Below are 20,900 nucleotides of genomic sequence, written 5' to 3' on the forward strand. Positions count from 1 at the left end.
ATCACAACTTTAAGGACAACGAACATGCATTGGATCGACCCTACGAGCCTTCCGGAAACGCGCGGCAAAGTCACACGTTTTCTGTTGAATCCGCACGGTGAAGTCGACGGCCTCATCGTCGGCTCGCGTCAGGTTCACTTTCCCCCGCATCTGTCGAAACAGATCGTGCGTCACGTCACGCCCGGCGATGTCGTACGCGTGCGCGGCATCAGGCCACGCGATGCCGACATGATCGCCGCCGTTTCGCTGACGACCGCAAGCGGCGTCGTGATTCTCGACGAAGGTCCCCATCTCAAAGGCGAGAAGCATCACAAGCCGGATGTAAAACGCAAACCGATGGACGCATCGGGCGAAGTGGTGCTTTCGCTCTTCGGCCCGAAAGGCGAATTGCGCGGCGCACTGCTGGACGACGGCACGTCATTGCGCATGCCGCCTCACGCTGCCGCCGAACTGGCCGATTATCTGACGCCGGGCGTGCACGTTCACGCCTGGGGGCACGGCCTCAGGACGAGGCACGGGCGCACGATCGAGGTCGACGAAATCGCCGAACTCGTCGATGCGCCCGAGGCGCCCTGACAAGGCTGCGCCTCGTGCATGGCGCGTAAGTCGTGGCGCGCCATGCAGACACATTGCTCTAACGTCACCCGCCGCCAGGCACCGACGCCTATGCCGTCGAAGCCTCGCAGGAGCACGGCATCGTCGGCACGCAGCCTCGACCCAACAAGAACGGACGCCATGAGTGAGCCATGAACCCTCAGTACGCGCTCGAAGGACTCAATTTCTTCATGGCCGATGTGCAGGCCGGTATCGGGCCATTTCTCGGCGTCTTTCTTCAGGCGCATGGCTGGCATCCGGACGCAATCGGCACGGTCATGACGCTGGGTGGTATCGCGGGCGTGCTTGCGACTGCTCCGGCAGGTGCGTTGGTGGACGCCACGCATCACAAGCGCGGCATCATCGTCGTCGCGGGGGTAATGACGACGCTCGCGTCGCTCGCGCTGTGGATATCCCACAGTTACTGGATGGTGGCGGCGTCACAGATCTTCACTGCCGTGACGGGGGCGGCGCTCGGTCCGGCGGTGGCCGGCGTGACGCTGGGAATCGTGCGCGAGAAAGGTTTCGACCGGCAGTTCGGCCGCAATCAGGTGGCCAATCACGCGGGCAACGTGGCCGGTGCCGCGCTCTCGGGCTGGCTGGGATGGCGCTACGGATTCAGCGCGGTGTTCGTGCTGGCCGGCGTGTTCGGCTTCCTGACTGTCATCGCGACGCTGCTGATCCGTCGCGACGCAATCGATCACGACCGCGCGCGCGGTCTCGGGGGCCCGACATCGGGGGAGTCGAACCCCGAGCATGAGCATGCGAGCGCTTTTCGCGTCTTGTTAACGTGCCGGCCCTTGCTCCTCTTCGCCGCATCGCTCGCGATTTTTCATCTGGGCAATGCGGCGATGCTGCCGCTTTATGGGCTTGCGGTCGTCGCGGCGCATCAAGGCGATCCTAATGCCTTCACTGCCCAGACTGTCGTGGTCGCTCAGTTTGTGATGGTCGTCGCCGCCTGTTTTGCGAACCGCCTCATTGAGCGAATTGGGTACTGGGGCGTGATTCTGATCACTTTCCTTGCGCTGCCGCTGCGTGGCCTGGTGGCCGCCATGTTGATCACCGCGTGGGGCGTATGGCCGGTTCAGGCCCTCGACGGCGTCGGCGCGGGCTTGCAGAGCGTCGCAGTGCCCGCGCTGGTGGTGCGGCTGTTGCAAGGCACGGGACGGGTCAACGTCGGACAAGGCGTGGTCATGACGGTGCAGGGAGTCGGCGCGGCACTGAGTCCGGCGCTGGGCGGTGTACTCGCCCAGCACTTCGGATACGCGAGCGCGTTCCTCGTGCTGGGCGCTGTCTCTACCGGATCGCTGGCGCTGTGGCTGTTCTTCGGCACCACGCTCAAACAGGCTTGCGGCCTTCGCCGCCAACTGGATGACGATGCTCCTCTGGCAACATGAATCCGATGTGGGACAAAAACGCATAACCGGATTCGCTTGCTGTTCGCGCAGATGCGTCATCACGAAGCATCTGCCACGCCGCGGTGGACATTGACGCCTCCACCAAATCCGGACAGTGCGCATTTATCGAGCCGTGACAACAACGCTTACAATAAATCGTACGACCGCCTCATAGAGTATCGTTAAGAAAGGACTCGGATCGCGCGGAGCCCTTTTCGGCTGAGCCAATAGCGATGGTCAGTTAAATATGCGCATGATTCTATTGTTTTGCGGGGTTCTCTGCGTGTGGGTCGGCACGGTTGCGGCCGCCTGGTCGACGACCATCGGTGTCGTTTTACCCGGGTCGTCGCTCGTTTTCTATCAGACAATGATCAGGGGAATTGAACGTGCGGCGAGCGACCAGCACGTTCAGCTTCTCATGCGGAACCCTTCTGACGGGGCGTCGCTCGAGACACCCAATCTCCAGCGGCATATCATCGACTACCTCGTGCAGCAAGGCGTGGCCGGCATTGTCCTGGCACCGGAGCCGCTGCAGGGTGCCTCTACTGCTTCTATCTCGGTCCCAATCGTTCTGGTCGACCGGGCAAGCGCCGATTACAAGTCCCTCTCAACCGTTTCTACCGACAATTTCGAGGCAGGCAGAATAGCCGCGCAGAGCCTCTTGCCCGTCCTGCGAAAGGGTGCCAAGGTGGCCGTGCTGCGGCTCGCCCCGAACATCCGTTCCACGAGCGAGCGCGAAAACGGGTTCCTTAGCGTCGCACGCAAAGAGCAATGGGATGTCGTTGTCGATTCTTACGTGGGATACCGGCCGCGTGATGCGGAGGGATTGATCGCCAATGCCCTGAACAGCTACACGGGTCATCTTGACGCTGTCTTCGCGCCGGCTGAGCCGATTGCCTATGGCGCCTTGCGAGTGGTGGAAGCCAAGGCGATCGGCGACCGGCCGCGCCTCGTCGTATTCGACTGGCGCCCGGAATTCATGACTGGACTCAAACGCGGCGTTATTTATGCCGATGTGGTGCAGGACCCTTACCGCATGGGTTATCTCGCCGTGGAGGCATTAGTCGGTGCCTTGCACGGCCATCCCGTTCTCTCAACGGTGTTCGTCGATGTGGTAACCGTGACGCCGAACAACATACATGACCCGGCGATCAGAGCGGTGTTGGCAACCTACGCACACTAGACGTGCCGGGCTCCGTCATGCGAAGCGGCGCAGCCAACCAGCCGCACGCTGTTTGCTGCGGCCAGGACGGACAAATTCACTGCCGGCAACGCCTTCAAGGATGCGGTCAAGGCCGCCGCTCATCGCCCCCACTCATCACCACCACCCATCACCGCAGATCCAGCGTCTTGCGGCATCGCCACAACGCAATCAGGCTGATCACGCCGAGCAGCATCAGATAATAGGCCGGGGCCAGCTTGCTGCCGGTCGCCTGAATCAGCGACGCCACAATCAACGGGGCGAAGCCGCCGAAAATAGTCACCCCAATGTTGTAGCTGATCGCCATGCCGGTAGCCCGCGTTTCGATCGGGAAGGTCTCCGCCATCAAAGCGGGCAGGGCTCCGAAATAGACGGCCTTAAGCAGCCCCACCCACGCCATCGTCGCCATCAGTGCGCCAAGGCCGGCGTGCTCGCCGAGAACCTTAAAAACCGGGTAAATGGTCAACGTGAAGACGATGCCGGCCCACATCATCAAGCGCACGCGTCCGACACGGTCGGAGAGATGGCCAACAAACGGTGTAACAAACGTGAGAATGGCACCGGTGAGCATCGCCGCCATGAAACCGAAACTTTCGGGAAGATGAAGCTGGCGGACCGCGTAGGTTGGAATGTAAAGGATGACGTAACTCGTTCCGGTCGACACCACCAGCGTGCCGATGGCGAGGAGCATGCGGCCCTTCTGACGGGCAAACACCGTGCTGACCGGATGCTCTTCCGATCTCGCTTCCTGGAAACTTTGTCCTTCATGAACGTGCTTGCGCAAATAAAGGCCTACGGGTCCGATCAGGATGCCGAACAGAAACGGCAAGCGCCAACCCCAGGAGTCGAGCGCAGCCGTTTCGAGCGTATTCGTCAGTATGACCCCGAACCCTGCGGGAGCAGGTAACTCAGGCCCTGGCTTGCGAACTGGAAGCTGGCGATAAAGCCTTTTCGCTCAGGTGCCTGTTCGACCATGAAGGCGGTGGTGCTGCCGAATTCGCCCCCCGCGGAAAACCCCTGGACCATGCGCGCGCACACGACCGCAATCGGCGCCGCGATGCCTATCGTCGCGTAGCCCGGCATCAGGGCTATCAGGGCGGTGCCTAGCATCATCATGACAATCGACACCATCATGGATGCCTTGCGGCCGCGCCGGTCCGCATAGGAGCCGAGCACGAGTGCGCCGAGCGGTCTGACGAGGTAGGAAATACCAAACGTTCCAAGCGTTATCAGAAGCGACACGGTGGAGTTCGAGGCCGGGAAGAATGTCTTGGCGATGATGGTGGCGAAAAATCCATAGATCAGGATATCGAACCATTCCAGTGCGTTGCCGATCGAGGCGGCCAGGATGATCCGGTGAAAGCTGGAACGCCTGGTTTCAATTGAAGCGGTATCAGTCACAGTCGCGGCGGTGTGCATGTGATAGTCCTGGAGATGGAAGGAGTATTCGCTCGAGAAAAAGGGACCTATGCCAGTTGATGATGTCCTGCGCGTTGGCGTCGACTTCGAACCGTCGCGCCGTTTTCACCGAGATCCCAGAAGAGGCCAGCCATGATCTGCAGCGCTTCGCGCGCCACGCTTGCGAGCAGATGCTCATTCGGCGCGTGCTGGGAGCAGCCGCTATACGAGTGGGGAATCCAGATCGTCGGCATGCCCAGGATATCCATGAAGACGTGATTGGGTATTGATCCGCCGAGATTCGGCAGCAGGTCCGGTTTCTTTCCGGTTGTCTGCCGCAGCGAGTCAAGTGCCCATTCGACCCATGGGTCATCGGGCGGCAGGCGTGTCGCGTCCATCTGTTCGCCGATCTCGACCTCGACCATGCTGAAGCCAAGCCGGTCCAGGTGGCTTCGCAGGAGCGCGGCGATGTTGCCGGCGGCAGTGCCGACCACATATCGGAGCTGGCAATGCGCCCGAGCGGTGGGGGGAATGGCGCCGACCGGATTGGCCGGGTTTCCGGTCGTGAACGCCAGCACCTCCAGCGCGTTCCAGCTGTAGACGCGTTCCTGGGCGGTCAGGAACGGTTCGCCCCAGTCGGGATCGATCGCCGGATCGTGGGGGCCGCCGCCTACGGCGACGTCTTTTAATGCATGACGTATGGCCTCAGGAATGTCTCGGGGGCATAACTGCTCTACCAGGATCCGGCCACGCGCATCGACGATGGACGCAATCGCGTTAGCGAGCACAGTACCGGGGTTGCGCAGCAGGCCGCCCCAATTGCCTGAGTGATGGGCGCCGTCGCGCAGGTTAAGCGAGAGGGTGAAGTTGACAAGCCCGCGTGAGCCGAGAAAAACGCAAGGGGTGTCTGCGCTGGCACGGGGGCCGTCGGAAGCGACCAGAAGATCGGCCGCGAGGGTTTCCTTGTGCTGTTCACAAAGCGCCTGAAGCCCGGGTGACCCCGCTTCTTCACCCATTTCGATGAGCAGCTTTACGTTGAAGTTCAAGCGCTGGTTTCTTGCGGCCATGACCTGTTCGAGCGCAGCCAGATTGATCGTATGTTGGCCCTTGTTGTCTGCGGTGCCCCGGCCGTACCAGCGGTCTTCGTCTATGGTGATATTCCACGGGCACATCTGATTCTTCCATTGGCCCGCGTATCCGCGCACGACGTCGCCGTGTCCATAGATAAGGACGGTGGGCAGGGCGGGATCTTCGATGCGCGCCGCGAGCAGGAACGGGCCGTAACCTTCGACCGGGTTCGCCACGATGCGGGTCTCGAAGCCGAGTCGTTGGACCGAAGGGACCAACTCGCCGCTCAGATAATCCCAAAGTACAGGCATACCCGAAGCTTCCTGACTTTCGGTCTCCATCCGGACCCTGCGCTGCAGATCCCGCAAGAAAGCGCCCGAATCGAAATATGAAATGGCATTGTCGATCGCTTCATCGCGTGTCATCATGCTCCTCACCAGTAGGCGTGTATGCTGCGAGTGATTGCTTCGATCGACCAAGCGTACGAAGTCAAAAGCCGCACCACAATTGACTTATTTGCAGACTCTCCTTTCCAAAAGCGCAAACCAGCGCGTCCTGCATGCACAGCGTCGCTCTTCGTTACTTTCTGGCGGTTGCGAACACCGGCTCGCTAAGCGAAGCGTCTGAGCAATTGCACGTGACGATCTCGGCAATCAGCCGGCAGATTGCCAAGCTGGAAGAGGAAGTGGGGTATCCGCTATTCGAGCGGCAACCGCGCGGCATGGCGCTCTCCAAGGCCGGTGAACTTCTGGCCGCTCATGTGCGCAGAACCCTGCTGGAGGGTGAGCAGGTACTCGATGAAATCAAGGCGCTTGCTTCATTCGATCGAAGCACGATTCGTATCGCCTCATCGGAAGCATTTGCGCGGGACATGCTGCCGCACGTCATCGCCGGCTTTCTGGAAAAGTCGCCGGGTACGCGCTTCGAGCTGACGGTGGCTGCGCCTCAGGACGTGACACTGCGCGTGCGTAACGGCGACGCGGATATCGGTCTGACCTTTAGTGTTGCGCGTGACCCGGAGATTCGCGTCGAGTACGCGCGTAGCGCGCCGATCTATGCGTTGATGAAGCGTAGCCATGAGCTGGCCGCTCGCAGCAAGGTGTCGCTGGCCGACCTGCAGCCCTTTCCGATTGCACTGCTCGATCGGAGCACGACGATCCGGCAAATGTTCGACGTGACATCCAGTCTTGAGGGCCTGCTGTTCGAGCCAGTCTTAACCTGTAATAACTCGAGCACGTTGTGCGTTTTCACGCAGGTGTCAGGCGCAGTCTCACTGACGAGCCGGTTTACGGTGCGGGCGCGGCTGGAGCAGGACGGTCTCGTGGCGATCCCGATTGACCATCCCGGCATGACGCTGCGCAGCGTACAGATTCAGACCTTGTCGGGGCGCGTGTTGTCGGCCGCATTGAAAGAGTTCGTCCTGCAGTTGATCGCGCAACTGCAGGACGAATCGTGAATTCGTCGCGAAGCACTCGTTCGACGTCGCCAATCCACCCAACCGGCACGTCTGTCACTTAGCCTGCGCCACTTTCGTGCCGCGCAATCAGGTCAACGCCTGGCTCGCCGCAGACGCCCGCGCTCTTAACCAGTTGATGCTCGCAAAGAGCAACACCGCAAACACGATCAGCATGGTCGCGACCGCAAGAATGGACGGATCGATGGAGTCGCGGATACCGCTCCACATCTGGCGCGGTACGGTCTTCTGGTCGGGCCCGCCGATGAACAGGATCACGATGACTTCATCGAACGATGTCGCGAACGCAAACACGCTGCCCGTTGCGACAGCGGGTGTGATGAGCGGCAGGGTGACACGGCGGAACGCAGTCCAGGGACGGGCCCCGAGACCCGACGCGGCGCGCAACAGGCTCTGATCGAATGACAACAACGATGCGGTCACCGTGATGACGACAAACGGCGTGCCGAGCGCCGCATGTGCAAGCACGACGCCGGCGTACGAGTTCACCAGTCCGAGGGGCGCGAAGATGAGGTAGAAGCCGGCCGCTACGACGACAATGGGCACGATCATCGGTGAAATGATGATCGGCATGATGACCGAGCGCAACGGAAACTGTGAACGCGACAACCCCAGTGCGGCAAGCGTGCCGAGACAGGTTGCGATCAAGGTCGATGCTGCGCCGATGCCCACGCTGTTCAGTAAGGCGCGCTGCCAGTCCGCGCTTGTGAGTGCCTGCTCGTACCATCGAAAGGAAAAGCCCTGCATCGGATACGAGAAATACGAGCCCGAATTGAACGACAGCGGAATGATCGCGAGGATGGGCGCGATCAGGAAGAACAGCACGAGCGCGGTGTGCACACGAACCCAGCGCGCAGCGACGCGTTCCGTCAGCACCGTGTTGCGTTTGTCTTGCATGAGCGTGTCCTTCGATGCCGATAAGTCAACCGAAGCGCAGCCGGTCGATGCCGACGATGCGGTTGAACAGGAAGTAGAAGATCGCCGTAAAGATCACGAGGTACGCCGACAGCGCGCCCGCGAGCCCCCAGTTGAGCTGGGTGTTGGTTTGCATGGCGATGAGCTGGCTGATCATCTCGTCGCCTGCGCCGCCGAGCAGTGCAGGCGTGATGTAGTAGCCGAGCGCCAGCACGAACACGAGGAAGCATCCGGCACCGATGCCCGGCAGCGTCTGCGGCACATAGATCCGCACGAACGCCGTGAACGGATGCGCGCCGAGCGATTTTGCCGCGCGCACATAGACGGGCGAAACACTCTTCATGACCGAATAGATCGCCAGAATCATGTAGGGCAAGAGCACATGCGTCATGCCGATCAACACGCCGGTGCGATTGAAAATCAGCGGTACAGGATGCGTGGCGAGACCCAGCCCGGACAACACGCTGTTGATGACACCGCCCGGTTGCAGCAGAACGTACCACGCGGTCGTGCGCACGAGCAGCGACGTCCAGAACGGCACGATCACGAACAGCATCAGACGGTTGCCGGTTTTCGCGGGCAGATTCGCGAGCAGCCATGCAACGGGATAACCCAGAACGAGGCAAAGCAGCGTAACGGTCGCGCTGATCGATATGGTCCGAACGAATGCTTCGCGATAGACCGACGCATTCGCGGGCATCGAAGCGATGGCCCCTTGCGGCGTGACTTGCGCATCCATGGCGGCAAGCAGATAGTCGGGCGTGGGCGACTCGGCCGCGCGTTTCAGCAGACGCCACACTTCGGGCGAGTTCCAACGTTCATCGATACCGATCAACGCAGGCTTCCACGCTTTCGGTACGTCGCCGCGAATGTTGCGCGCAGTGCGCATCAGCAGACTGCGAAACTCCGGCTGCGCGAAGTTGAGACGGCGTGCGACCGCTCCCAGCTGGCCGCTTTCCTGCGCCTGTTTCAGGCCCGACGCGAGCAACGCGAAAGTAGGCTCGCCCGGGATGTCCCGGCCGTCCCATGCATTCAAGGCCTGCGTGAGCGCGGGCATGCTGCCTGCCACTTCGTGATTTTGCACGCTGCGTGCGAGCAGCATGGCGATGGGCGCGATGAACGTCGAGAGCAGAAATACGATGAGCGGTAATGCGAGCAGAAGCGCCTGCACCGATGCGCGCCGTTGCGCCTTGTTATAGGACGCGCGGCCAGCCGTTTCCCGAGGAAGACCGGTAGTGTTTGCGTGGACCGATGCAGGCATGTTCGTCTTCCCGTCTGCTTGAATTGACTTATTGCGTGAGCCACACCTGGAAGCGCTTGTTGATCGCATCGGCGTTGTCGGCCCAGAAGTTCGCGTTGATCTGCACGGCGCGTTTGAAGTTGTCCGGCGCGGTCGGCATGTCGGCAAGACGCTGTTTATCGACGAGCGCGACCGCGTCCTTGCGCGGCGGCGCATAAGCGATGTACTTCGCCAGATCCGACGATGCCTTCGGCTGCGCTTGCGACACAATGAACTTCGACGCCAGATCGGCATGCTTCGCGCCGCTCGGAATGCCCCACCATTCGAAATCGTAGACCTGTGCATCCCACACGGCCTTGAAGGGCTTGTGGTCTTTCTTCACTGCATCGTCGATGCGGCCGTTATACGCCTGCACCATCACCACGGCGCCGTCGGCGAGCAGCTGCGGCGCTTGCGCGCCCGACTCCCACCACACAATGTTCTTCTTGATCGTATCGAGCTTTTTGAAGGCGCGGTCGACGCCTGCCGGCGTGCCGAGCACTTTATAAACGTCCTTGGGATCGACACCGTCGGCGATCAGCGCCCATTCCATCGCGACCTTCGGCGATTTGCGCAGGCCGCGCTTGCCGGGGAATTTCTGCACGTCGAAGAAATCGTTGACGGTGGTCGGTGCATTTTTCAGCTTGCTCGAATCGTAAGCGTAGACCGTCGACCAGACCATGCTGGCCACCGCGCAATCGCTGATCGAACCGGGAATGAAGTCACTGGTTTTGCCGAGCGACCTTTTGTCGAACTTCCTGAGCAGACCTTCGTCGCAGGCGGTGATCGCATCGTTGGTTTCGAGGTCGATCAGGTCCCATGTGGTGTTCTTGGCCTGTTCCATTGCCGAAAGCTTCGCGAGTCCGCCGTCATACGATTCGAGCGAGAACTGCGTGCCGTTCGACTGCGTGAACGGGTCCATCCAGGCCTTCTTGGCCGCAGCTTCGAGCGCGCCGCCAAACGTCACCACGTTCAGCGTTTCGGCTGCCTGAGTGGTTACGCCGGCAATAGCGAGTAGGGCGAGTGCGGCGCATTGTGCTTTGAGTCGAGTGCGCATGTCAGTTGGCTCCTGCGGGTGCGGTCGTGATGAGAGAAGGTGAGGGCGTGGCGAAGGTATCGATCGGGTGCGGGCGGGGCGCCGCGGCCATCGCGAGAATCTTGCAGTCGTCGTGACGCCAGGCGACCTGGATCGTGTCGCCCGCCGAGGGCAGCGCATGACGTTGCGTATTGGGCACTTTGACGACGATTGAATCGCGCGAGCCGAGCGTCAGATGCACACGGTGGTGATCGCCGCAATAGACAAGCTCTTCCACGCGCGCCTGCACGACGTTATCGTGTTCGCCGACTTGCAGACCTTCCGCGCTCGGAATGTGCGCGCGTTCGGGGCGCAGCGCGAGCATGGCGTCGTCGCCGATGCGCAAGCCTTCCTCGCATCGGCCTCGAATGAGGCTGCCGTCGGACAACGCGAACGTCGCCCAGCGGTCATCGCAACTCACTACGCGTCCGGTCAGTCCATTGTTTTCGCCGACGAAGTTCGCGACGAATGCGTTCTGAGCGTTCTCGTAAAGCTCGCTCGGCGTGGCGGCCTGCTGGATGCGTCCGTCGGAAAATACGGCGACGCGATCCGACATGGTCAATGCTTCGGCTTGATCGTGCGTCACATACACAATCGTTAAGGACAACTCGCGATGCAACCGCATGATCTCGTATTGCATCGTTTCACGCAGACGCTTGTCAAGTGCGCCGAGCGGTTCGTCCATCAGGACGACACTCGGTTCGAACACGAGTGCCCGCGCAAGCGCAACGCGTTGCTGTTGTCCGCCCGAGAGTTGCGCAGGCCGGCGATTCGCCAGATGCGGCAACTCGATCATGTCGAGCGCACGCTTCACGCGCGTCTTCTGTTCGGCGCGGCTCACGCGTCTGACCGACAGCGGAAACGCGACATTCTCCGCAATGGTCAGATGCGGAAACAACGCATAGTTCTGGAACACCATGCCGATGTCGCGCTGATGCGGCGGCTTGTCGTCGAGCCGCTTGCCGTCGAGCCGGATCTCGCCTTGTGTCGGCGATTCGAATCCCGCCAGCATCATCAGCGTGGTCGTCTTGCCTGAGCCGGAAGGTCCGAGCAGCGACAGGAATTCTCCCTTGCGTACATCGAGGTTCAGATCGTCGACGACATAATTCGCGCCGTCATACGATTTGCTCACGCCCGAGAACGAAATGAAGGAGGGATTAGACATCGTAGTTGCGTCCTGTCGTTCTTAACGCGAATTCAGCTTGCTCGCCACATAACGCGCGAAGTCGTAGTTCGGCCGTTCGAGATGGCTCAGGTGCCCCGGTTTGGCAAGCGGCGCATGCACGCCGCGAAAGACCGCTTCGACGCCGCGCCTGTCTTCGGCATTCACTTCGTCGAGCAATTTCTTGAGCGTGGCCATATGCGCATTCGCTTTCGGATCGGCGATGAATTCCGGCGACAGGCCGCCGCCAAACCGTATATGCACGCGCCCGACGCCTTGCGGTTGCAGCACGAGGTACCAGAAATAACCGGGCGTGAGCGTGATCAGATGGGTCGGATAGATGGCGAGCAAAGCGGTGGTCTTGCGCCAGTGGCCGGTCAGGCGCGTGTTGTCGGGATGCGCGTTGCCGATAGGCAGAGACGCTTCCTTGGTGATCCAGTGATAGTTGAATGCCGCATGTCCCGGCGGGCACTCCATCTCTTCAAGACGCGAGTGCGGACCTACCGTCGCGCGATGAAGCATCGGCAGGTGATAACTCTCCATGAAGTTCTCGGCGAGAATCTTCCAGTTGGTGTCCCACACGTGCTCTTCATAGAAAGTTTCGATGTAGTCGGTCATACCGTACGCGTCGATCAGCGGACTCAGTTCCGCAAGCTGCTGGTGGACCGGTTGGGCATCCTGATCGAGCGTGACATAGATCCAGCCTTGCCATTCCTCGCAGCGCACGGCGGGAAGCTTGTAGCTCTCTTTGCAGAAGCCTTCCTGACGGTCCATGAGAGGCGCGCCCTTCAGTGCGCCGTCGAGCGAGTAATTCCACGCGTGATAAGGACATACGATGCGCCGTACATTGCCGCGTCCTTCGAGCAACATCGACATGCGGTGCAGGCACACATTGGACATCGCGCGCAGTTGCATTTGTTCGTCGCGCAAAACGACGACCGGTTGTGCGCCGATGCGTGCGGTCAGATAATCGCCGACCGCTTTGAGCGCGCTTGCGCGGCCGACGCATTGCCATTCGCGCTGGAAGATGTCGCGCTCTTCGCGCGTCAGAAATTCCGTTGACGTGTAGACGCCGGGCGGCATGGCGCGAGCGTCGCTGAACGGCCGATCGCAGCCGGTGCGCAATGCGTCGATCAACTCGGTCAGTCCGGCGTTGTCCATGACTTCGTCCCTTGCGTGCGTTAAGCAGGAGCGCCCGGCGCAACGCGCTCGGCATGGACTCAATCTATCAAGCCAATATCCCAGTCAAAATATAGTTTTCGGATACAACGCAAAGCTTTTGGCTATGCAGCGCTGTTCAAGCGTCGATGTGCAAGCGCCGTATGTAGTTCTCGCAAAACGAAGCGAAGCGATGCACCACCTGACGGGGTTTCATGGTGCGAGACTGTGCGATGCCGAGCATCGTTGGATTGGCACTGTCTTTAAAGCGTTTAATCACGAACTCTTCGCCATCCACGGTGCGATTGGACTTGAGCGGAAAGTTGAGCAGGCTGTAGCCGAGTCCATTTGCCACCATGCCGCGCACCACTTCCGGCTGGGACGAGCGAAACGCGGGGACGGGGCGGCTGCCCACCGCGTCGAAGAGCGCGGCGAAGTATTCGCGGCTGTGCGGCAGATCGAGCATCACATAGGGCTCGGGCAATAAATCCGCCAGCGAAATCTTGCGGGCGCGCGCCAGCCGGTGCGTGCGCGGAAGAATGGCGTAAGGCGGCAAAGACAGCAGCGGCGTGAAGGCAATGTCCTCGGTGAGATCCAGGCTGTACGTCAGCGCGATATCGAGCGAGCCGTCGTGCAAGCCGCGAAGCAGCGCATCCTGGTGTGCCTCGACGGTGCGAAAGGAAATGCCTGCGTGATCTTCGGTGAAGCGCGCAATCAGTCCCGGCATAAGCGGCGGCGCGAGCGACACGAGGCAGCCCAGGGCGATGGAGCCCGTCATTCCGCCATCCATCTCTTTAGCGGCCATCTGCAATTCTTCTGCGATCTTCAGAAGATTGCGGGCCTGGCCCAATAAATCGCGCCCGGCCTGCGTCAGCGAGAGACCGCTGGCGTGGTGGCGAATGAAGAGCTGCACGCCGAAAGACACTTCCAGATCGGCTAACGCCGTGGAGATGGACGGCTGCGAAATGTGCAGTTTCCTCGCCGCTGCGGTAAAGGAAAGTGCCTCGGCGGTGACCACGAAATAGCGCAACTGGCGCAACGAATAGCGTAGCGGGTGGCTTTCCATTGGCGTCGTTCAAGAGAGAAGGATGCATCGCATTGTGGAGCGGACAAAAAACTGCGCATAGCTTTTTCCAATGCTTTGCATTTTTTGAAAATATTTTATCGATCCTGCTTCGGCGCGTAGATTCCCACGACGACATACCGCCTCTCGGAAGGACATAGCCATGACTGTGGGAACAACGCCAATCGATACGCTCGTAGTAGGCGCGGGCCAGGCCGGCGTCGCCATGAGCGAACATTTGAGCCGCCACGGCGTGCCGCATCTGGTGCTGGAACGCGCACGCATTGCGGAGCGCTGGCGTACGGGACGGTGGGATTCGCTTGTCGCGAACGGCCCCGCCTGGCACGATCGCTTTCCGGGCCTTGAATTCGCCGAGACCCGGCCGGATGCCTTTGCGCCCAAAGAAGAAGTCGCAGATTACTTCGTCGCCTACGCGAGGAAGTTCGAAGCACCGATCCGCACCGGCGTCGAGGTGACGAAGGTGGTACGCAACGCGGGGCGCGAAGGTTTTACCGTCGAGACGTCGGATGGCGTGCTGGAGGCGAGGCGCGTCGTCGTGGCGACAGGTCCATTCCAGAAGCCCGTGATTCCGCCGATCGCGCCGCACAATGCATCGCTCACGCAGATCCATTCGGCGGATTATCGCAACCCGCAGCAGCTGCCCGCTGGTGGCGTACTGGTGGTGGGCGCCGGTTCATCGGGCGTGCAGATTGCCGATGAACTGCAGCGCGCGGGCCGCAACGTGTATCTGTCTGTTGGTGCGCATGACCGTCCGCCGCGCGCGTATCGCGGACGCGACTTCTGCTGGTGGCTGGGCGTTCTCGGCGAGTGGGATGCCGAAGTGATGAAGCCCGGCCGCGAGCATGTGACTATCGCGGTGAGCGGTGCGCGTGGAGGGCAAACCGTGGACTTCCGCCGACTCGGGCATCAGGGCATTACGCTCGTCGGTCTGACGAAATCGTTTGACGGCAATGTCGTGCACTTCAACGCCGACCTCGCGGAAAACATTGCGCGTGGAGATGAAAACTATCTGTCGCTGCTCGATGCAGCCGACAGTTACGCAGTCCGCAACGGCCTCGACCTTCCTGCTGAACCGGAAGCACGGCTGATTCCGTCCGACCCCGACTGTCTGACCCACCCGCTGACGGATCTCGATCTGGAACAGGCAGGCGTCACATCAATCATCTGGGCAACGGGCTACGCGACCGACTTCAAGTGGCTGCAAGTCGATACGTTCGACGAGAAAGGCAAGCCCAAACACCAACGCGGTGTATCGAGTGAGCGAGGCGTGTACTTCCTCGGCCTTCCCTGGTTGTCGCGACGCGGCTCGGCATTTATCTGGGGTGTGTGGCATGACGCGAAGCACATCGCCGATCACATCGTCACGCAGCGCAAATATGAGGCGTATTACGACACTGCGCAAAGCCACAGCCAGAAACCGCAGCGTGAAGAGAGCGTTCAAGTCAATTAAAACATTGAAGGCAAATCGATGAGCCAACCTACGCATACCCGTATCCGCATGTTCAACACGAAGGATACGTACCCGAACCAGACGCTCGACAACGATCTTTGCCAGGCCGTGCGCGCCGGCAATACCGTGTATGTGCGTGGACAGATCGGCACGGACTTCGCGGGCAACCTCGTCGGTCTCGGCGATCCGCGCGCGCAAGCCGAGCAGGCGATGAAGAACGTCAAGCAGTTGCTCGAAGAAGCGGGCAGTGACCTTTCCCACATCGTCAAGACGACCACCTACCTGACTGACGTGCGGTTTCGTGAACCGGTGTATCGCGAAGTCGGCAAGTGGCTCAAGGGTGTTTTTCCCATTTCGACAGGGCTTACCGTGGTCGCGTTGGGACAGCCGGAATGGCTAATGGAAATCGATGTGATCGCCGTCATTCCGGATGGATGGACGCCGCCGCCCAAGGCATAAGGAGTACGCATGACTTTCTCTATCGTCGGTCGTTGCGAAAAGACAGGCCAACTCGGTATTGCGATCAGTTCGTCGAGCATTGCCGTGGGCGCACGCTGCCCGTGGCTTCGCGCGGGGGTGGGCGCGGTCGCAACGCAAAACGTCACGTTGCCCGCGCTCGGGCCGCAGATTCTCGATCTTCTCGCCGGCAAGCAGCTCGCTCCAGCAGAGGCCTTGAAACAGGCACTCGATGCAAACGAATGGAGTGAGTTTCGCCAGGTGACCGTGGTCGATGCAAAAGGCCGCACCGCATTCTTCAGCGGCAAGGAAGCGTTGGGCACGTATCATGCCGTCGCGGGCAACCAGTGTGTCGCGGCGGGGAACATGCTGTCTGGAAAGCACGTCATTGAAGCGATGCCGGCCGCGTTTGCAAACGCCGAAGGCCATCTTGCCGACAGGTTGCTCGCAGCAATGAATGCTGCAATCGCGGCAGGCGGCGAAGCGGGGCCGGTGCATTCGGCGGCGCTGAAAATAGTGAGTGACCTGACGTGGCCGCTTGTTGACCTGCGCGTCGATTGGGCCGACGAAGATCCCATCGGCAAGCTCGGCGAATTGTGGACCGCCTACGAACCGCAGATGAACGACTATGTGACGCGCGCATTGAATCCGGCCGCGGCGCCGAGCTACGGCGTACCGGGCGATGAATGAGATGTCGAGCCGTGCGCTGCTCGAGGCGCTGATCGGTTTCGCGACAGTTAGCCGCGACTCCAATCTGGCTCTTATCGAATTCATTCGAGATTATCTCGTGGCGCATGACGTCGAATGTGAGGTGTTCTATAACGACGAGCGCACCAAGGCCAATCTCTTTGCGACGATCGGGCCGCGCCACCGCGGCGGCGTTGCGCTGTCGGGTCATACGGATGTGGTGCCCGTCGATGGTCAGGCATGGACCGTCGATCCGTTCAGGCTTGTCGAGAAAGACGGGCGTCTGTACGGCCGCGGGACGGCGGACATGAAGGGCTTTCTTGCTTCGGTTCTTGCCGCAGTGCCGATCTTCGTCAAGCGCGACTTGAAGATGCCTGTGCATCTCGCATTCTCATACGACGAAGAAGTCGGTTGCCTCGGCGTTCGTCCAATGCTCGAACAACTCGCGCGTCGCGAGCATAAACCCGTGCTCTGTCTGGTCGGCGAGCCGACCGAACTCAAGCCGGTGCTCGGTCATAAAGGCAAGCTTGCAATGCGTTGCTGTGTGAAGGGCGCGCCGTGTCACTCGGCCTACGCGCCTTATGGCGTCAACGCCATTCAATATGCCGCGCGTCTCATCAACCATCTTGATGAGATCGGCGAAGAACTCGCACAGGCCGGACATCGCGACGAACGTTTCGATCCGCCGTATACCACGGTGCAAACTGGCGTCATCCAAGGCGGCCGCGCGCTCAATATCGTGCCCGCGGAGTGCGAGTTCGATTTCGAAGTGCGTGCGTTGCCGGGCTTCGATGCCACGGAGGTCGCGGACCGCTTGCAGACATATGCACAGGCCACACTGCTGCCGAAGATGCGTGCCGTGAAAGCGGATACCGGCATCAGTTTGACGCCGCTGTCGTCGTATCCGGGTTTGGCGACGCCTCCCGACAGTGAAGCGGCACGTTTGCTCGCATTGCTTTCGGGATCGACGGAATTCGGCACGGTGGCCTTCGGTACGGAAGGCGGTCTGTTCGAACAGGCAGGCATTCCGGCCGTCGTATGCGGACCCGGCAGCATGGATCAGGGACACAAGCCCGACGAGTACGTCACCGTCGAGCAATTGCGCGAGTGCGACGCCATGTTGCTTCGCTTGGCCGATCACCTCTCCACCTGAAGCTCGCCAATCGGACATGGCGTGTTAGTGCCGGTGGGGTTCCTTCGTGTCCTTTGAGGACTCGTCGCCCGTAATGGCCGACGCCCGATGCAACTCGTCGCCGATGGTCGCGATCAACGCCTCCGCCGCCGCGCTCAATGGCCGGCGCGGATGGCTCACGCAGAGAATGTGCCGGACGATGCGCGGCGCGAGAATCGGGCACGCGCGCAAGGTGCCGTGCCGTGCGGCACGCTCCACGACGATGCGCGGCAGGATCGTCGCGAAGCGCGTGTGCTCGACGAGCTTGAGAATCGTCGAGAGCACGTCGATCTCGAAGCGCGGCGCGAGCAGCACGTCCTCGTGTTGCGCGGCGCTGTCGAGCACGCCGCGCAGGCCGTGGCGCTTCGTTGGCAGCACCAGTTCGAGTTCGGGCAATTGCGCGAGTTCGATGGCACGCGGCAAGTCGGGGCCATGCGCGGCGCTGGTCGCCAGCACCATTTCTTCGTCGAGCATGGGGCGCGAGTCGAGCGAAAGGCGCGCTCGCGGCTTGTTGATGATGGCCGCATCGAGCTGACCGCCCGCCACCCAATCGATGAAAGTCGCGCTGTAGCCGTCGGCGATGGTGACTTCGACGTGGGGGTAACGCGCGTGAAAGCGCGACAGCGAATCCGCGAGCACGCTTTCCGTCACCGATGCGATGAGGCCAATGCCGACATGCCCCGTCACCACTTCGTCGCGCTGCACGAGTTGCTGCCGCGCGTGAGCAAGGTCGCGCATGATCGGTAAAAACAGGCGATACATCAGCCGTCCCGCGGCGGTCGGCGCCATGCCGTCTGCGCCGCGCTCGAACAACTGCTGATGCAGTTCGTCCTCGAGCTTCGCGATCTGCATGCTCAAGGCCGGTTGCACGATGTGCAGCCGCTTCGCGGCGCGCGTGACCGAGCCGTCTTCGAACAGCGCGATGAAGTACTGGATTTGCTTGAGGTCCATGTTCCCTGGGGGCATCAGCGATGCTAATGGGGCGGGTGACATTATCACCCTGCGCTCGTCGACGGTGCAGGGTGCCGTATCGTGATGGGCCCTTCCGTACAGGCGCGGGGAGCGTTCCATTGATACGTAACTGTAAGAACGCTGTCATCCGGGCTAACACGGATATAAGAACGAATGATCCATCGCATCAGTAAACAGTATTAGATGTTATGGCGCGATCTCGCTACGCTTCATCCCATGCGCTTGCCATAGCAGGCGTGCATAGATGGAGACGATGATGAACACACGCGAGGCCGCAACGCACGGTATTCCCTCATTTGCCTCGGCACGCGATCACGCCGACACCGGCTCGCTGTCGCTGCGCGACTGGCTCGTGCATCTCGCGAAAACCGGCCGTGTCGCGACGATCGATACGCCCGTTGCGCTCGAGCATGAACTCGCCGCCGTCGCGAAGCGGCTAGACGGCGAACAGGCCGCTTTTTTCACGCGACCACACGGCCATACGGTGCCCGTCGTGAGCGGCTTCATGTCGAAGCGCGCGTGGATCGCGGAAGCAATGGGCGTCGACGAATCCGCATTGCTCGCACGTTTTTCCGCTGCGGCGGCTGGCCCGCTCGCATCGAAACTGATTCAACGTGAGGACGCGTCCTGTCAGCAAGTGGTGCATACGAGCGGCATCGATCTTCACGCGCTGCTGCCCATTCCCACGCACAGCGAACACGACAGCGGCCCGTACATTACCGCCGGTCTCGTGATCGCGCGCAATCCGCGCACCGGCGTGCAGAACGTCTCGATCAACCGCATTCAGGTGCACGGCCCCGATCGCATGGCGATTCTGCTGCTGCCGCGTCATCTCCATGCATTCCAGCGCGACGCGGAAGCCGCCGGCGACGCGCTCGACGTCGCGATCGTGATTGGCGTCGATCCCCTCACAATGCTCGCGTCGCAAGCGATCACGCCGATCGATCACGACGAACTCGAAATCGCGGGCGCGCTGCACGGTGCGCCGCTGCCAGTCGCGCGATGCGTGACGAACGGCGTGCACGTGCCGGCGTTCGCGGAGATCGTCATAGAAGGGCGCATTCTGCCGAACGTGCGCGAGCCGGAAGGCCCGTTCGGCGAATTTCCGAAGTACTACAGCGCGAAGGAAGCACGCGAAGTCATCGAAGTGGCGGCTGTCACGCATCGGCGCGATCCGATCTTTCATACGATTGTGCCCGCCGAAATGGAACATCTGCTGCTCGGTGCGATTCCGCGCGAAGCCACGTTGCTCGCGCATCTTCGGCGCAGCCATCCCGGCGTGAAAGACGTGCATCTGTCGGTGGGCGGCGTGTGCCGCTATCACCTGTGGGTGCAATTCGACAAGAAGCGCGAAGGTGAAGCGAAGAACGTCATCCTCTGTGCGTTCGGCGCGCATTACGACATCAAGCAGGTCGTCGTCGTCGATACCGATGTGAACGTGCACGATCCCGCGGAAATCGAATGGGCGATCGCGACGCGCTTCCAGGCAGATCGCGATCTCGTTGTGATAGCCGGCGCGCAGGGCTCGCCGCTCGATCCATCGACGACGGTCGGTCAGCCCGACGATGCGCCGTCGCATCTGCAAGGCGTCAGCGCGAAGATGGGCCTCGATGCGACGCGCCCGGTCGTGTATCCCGCGCATGTGTTCACGCGCGTGCACATACCGGGTGAGGACACGGTCGACCTGCAAGCCCTCGTCGCCGCTGACAACAGCGCGTTCGACGCCTATTTGTCGCGCGATCATGGCTGAGCGAAAGAAGCGCATCGTCGTCGGCATGTCGGGCGCAAGCGGCGCGGTGATCGGCGTGCGGCTGCTCGCCGCGTTGCGCCGGCTCGGCACGCACGAGACGCATCTCGTCGTGTCGTCATCGGGCGCGGTGACCGCGGCACAGGAACTCGGCTTCGCGCGCGGCGATCTTGAAGCCGCTGCCGATGTCGTGCACAACGTGCGCGATATTGGCGCGGCCGTGGCGAGCGGATCGTTTCTCTGCGAAGGCATGGTGATCGCGCCATGTTCGATGAAAACGCTCGCGGGCGTCGCAAACGGCTTCGCGGACAACCTGCTTACGCGTGCCGCCGATGTGATGCTCAAGGAGCGCCGCCGCCTCGTGCTGGTCGCGCGCGAAACGCCGCTCAATCTCGCGCATCTGCGCAACATGACGCTCGCCACGGAGATGGGCGCAATCGTGATGCCGCCGGTGCCCGCGTTCTACGCGCATCCGCAGACTATCGAGGACGTGGTCGGCCACACGGTCGGGCGCATTCTCGATCTGTTCGGCATCGAGCACGACGAGATTGCGCGCCGCTGGAGTGGTCTCGCCGATGAGTTCGGCGGCCGCGCCGCACGTGAGGAGTAACG

At 61.3% G+C, this 20,900-nt stretch carries 18 protein-coding genes and 1 pseudogene; 10 read left to right on the forward strand and 9 right to left on the reverse strand.

The window, feature by feature from the left end:
• Positions 1 to 24: 24 nt before the first annotated feature.
• The 3 genes from ACEN8U_RS06770 (at position 25) to ACEN8U_RS06780 (ending at position 3,174) form a co-directional block, all read left to right on the forward strand.
• Complete coding sequence (locus ACEN8U_RS06770) at positions 25 to 576, forward strand: hypothetical protein (RefSeq protein ID WP_310107481.1); 552 nt, start codon at positions 25 to 27, stop codon at positions 574 to 576.
• 170 nt (positions 577 to 746) lie between these two features.
• Positions 747 to 1,991: an MFS transporter gene (locus tag ACEN8U_RS06775; RefSeq protein WP_310107483.1), complete on the forward strand. Its 1,245-nt coding sequence runs from the start codon at positions 747 to 749 to the stop codon at positions 1,989 to 1,991.
• 253 nt (positions 1,992 to 2,244) lie between these two features.
• A complete protein-coding gene (locus tag ACEN8U_RS06780; protein ID WP_368609971.1) occupies positions 2,245 to 3,174 on the forward strand; it encodes a substrate-binding domain-containing protein in 930 nt (309 codons plus the stop codon).
• A gap of 148 nt (positions 3,175 to 3,322) precedes the next feature.
• Here ACEN8U_RS06780 and ACEN8U_RS06785 read toward each other — a convergent pair.
• Both ACEN8U_RS06785 and ACEN8U_RS06790 read right to left on the reverse strand, forming a co-directional pair.
• A pseudogene (locus ACEN8U_RS06785) lies at positions 3,323 to 4,611 on the reverse strand (MFS transporter).
• 47 nt (positions 4,612 to 4,658) lie between these two features.
• Positions 4,659 to 6,083 (reverse strand): M20 family metallopeptidase, encoded by a 1,425-nt coding sequence (locus ACEN8U_RS06790; protein ID WP_310108060.1) that lies wholly within the window; start codon positions 6,081 to 6,083, stop codon positions 4,659 to 4,661.
• A 134-nt stretch (positions 6,084 to 6,217) separates the two neighbouring features.
• Between ACEN8U_RS06790 and ACEN8U_RS06795 the strand changes: the two genes are divergently transcribed.
• A complete protein-coding gene (locus tag ACEN8U_RS06795) occupies positions 6,218 to 7,114 on the forward strand; it encodes a LysR family transcriptional regulator (protein ID WP_309588486.1) in 897 nt (298 codons plus the stop codon).
• Between the two features lie 87 nt (positions 7,115 to 7,201).
• On the opposite strand, the gene ACEN8U_RS06800 is transcribed toward ACEN8U_RS06795, so the two are convergent.
• The 6 genes from ACEN8U_RS06800 to ACEN8U_RS06825 form a co-directional block, all read right to left on the reverse strand.
• On the reverse strand, positions 7,202 to 8,029 hold the full coding sequence (locus ACEN8U_RS06800; protein WP_310107487.1) for an ABC transporter permease: 828 nt from the start codon (positions 8,027 to 8,029) through the stop codon (positions 7,202 to 7,204).
• Between the two features lie 25 nt (positions 8,030 to 8,054).
• Entirely contained in the window at positions 8,055 to 9,308 is a 1,254-nt protein-coding gene (locus tag ACEN8U_RS06805; protein WP_310107489.1) for an ABC transporter permease, read from the reverse strand.
• Positions 9,309 to 9,336: 28 nt separating this feature from the next.
• Entirely contained in the window at positions 9,337 to 10,383 is a 1,047-nt protein-coding gene (locus ACEN8U_RS06810) for an ABC transporter substrate-binding protein (RefSeq protein ID WP_310107491.1), read from the reverse strand.
• A gap of 1 nt (position 10,384) precedes the next feature.
• Positions 10,385 to 11,566, reverse strand: a complete 1,182-nt coding sequence (locus ACEN8U_RS06815) for an ABC transporter ATP-binding protein (RefSeq protein ID WP_310107493.1) — start codon at positions 11,564 to 11,566, stop codon at positions 10,385 to 10,387.
• Positions 11,567 to 11,587: 21 nt separating this feature from the next.
• Positions 11,588 to 12,724, reverse strand: a complete 1,137-nt coding sequence (locus tag ACEN8U_RS06820; protein ID WP_310107496.1) for an SRPBCC family protein — start codon at positions 12,722 to 12,724, stop codon at positions 11,588 to 11,590.
• Between the two features lie 136 nt (positions 12,725 to 12,860).
• Entirely contained in the window at positions 12,861 to 13,787 is a 927-nt protein-coding gene (locus tag ACEN8U_RS06825) for a LysR family transcriptional regulator (protein ID WP_310107498.1), read from the reverse strand.
• Between the two features lie 160 nt (positions 13,788 to 13,947).
• Between ACEN8U_RS06825 and ACEN8U_RS06830 the strand changes: the two genes are divergently transcribed.
• Genes ACEN8U_RS06830 through argE form a run of 4 tightly spaced genes read left to right on the forward strand, consistent with a single transcriptional unit; the run spans position 13,948 to position 17,551 of the window.
• Positions 13,948 to 15,255, forward strand: a complete 1,308-nt coding sequence (locus tag ACEN8U_RS06830; RefSeq protein ID WP_310107500.1) for an NAD(P)/FAD-dependent oxidoreductase — start codon at positions 13,948 to 13,950, stop codon at positions 15,253 to 15,255.
• An 18-nt stretch (positions 15,256 to 15,273) separates the two neighbouring features.
• Positions 15,274 to 15,714, forward strand: coding sequence for a RidA family protein (locus tag ACEN8U_RS06835; RefSeq protein ID WP_035479090.1), 441 nt, complete (start codon positions 15,274 to 15,276; stop codon positions 15,712 to 15,714).
• A gap of 9 nt (positions 15,715 to 15,723) precedes the next feature.
• Positions 15,724 to 16,401, forward strand: coding sequence for a DUF1028 domain-containing protein (locus tag ACEN8U_RS06840; protein ID WP_310107502.1), 678 nt, complete (start codon positions 15,724 to 15,726; stop codon positions 16,399 to 16,401).
• Positions 16,394 to 17,551, forward strand: a complete 1,158-nt coding sequence (gene argE, locus ACEN8U_RS06845) for an acetylornithine deacetylase (RefSeq protein ID WP_310107504.1) — start codon at positions 16,394 to 16,396, stop codon at positions 17,549 to 17,551. The genes ACEN8U_RS06840 and argE overlap by 8 nt, the downstream gene beginning before the upstream one ends.
• Before the next feature lie 24 nt (positions 17,552 to 17,575).
• Here argE and ACEN8U_RS06850 read toward each other — a convergent pair whose 3' ends face one another.
• Positions 17,576 to 18,520, reverse strand: a complete 945-nt coding sequence (locus ACEN8U_RS06850; RefSeq protein WP_310107506.1) for a LysR family transcriptional regulator — start codon at positions 18,518 to 18,520, stop codon at positions 17,576 to 17,578.
• 277 nt (positions 18,521 to 18,797) lie between these two features.
• Between ACEN8U_RS06850 and ACEN8U_RS06855 the strand changes: the two genes are divergently transcribed.
• Together ACEN8U_RS06855 and ACEN8U_RS06860 are read left to right on the forward strand one after the other, a co-directional pair.
• Complete coding sequence (locus ACEN8U_RS06855) at positions 18,798 to 20,291, forward strand: UbiD family decarboxylase (protein WP_310107507.1); 1,494 nt, start codon at positions 18,798 to 18,800, stop codon at positions 20,289 to 20,291.
• Entirely contained in the window at positions 20,284 to 20,898 is a 615-nt protein-coding gene (locus ACEN8U_RS06860; protein ID WP_310107508.1) for a UbiX family flavin prenyltransferase, read from the forward strand. The genes ACEN8U_RS06855 and ACEN8U_RS06860 overlap by 8 nt, the downstream gene beginning before the upstream one ends.
• The last annotated feature ends 2 nt before the right edge of the window (positions 20,899 to 20,900 follow it).

This window comes from Paraburkholderia phenoliruptrix (assembly GCF_047325075.1).
GTDB classification, from domain to species: domain Bacteria; phylum Pseudomonadota; class Gammaproteobacteria; order Burkholderiales; family Burkholderiaceae; genus Paraburkholderia; species Paraburkholderia phenoliruptrix.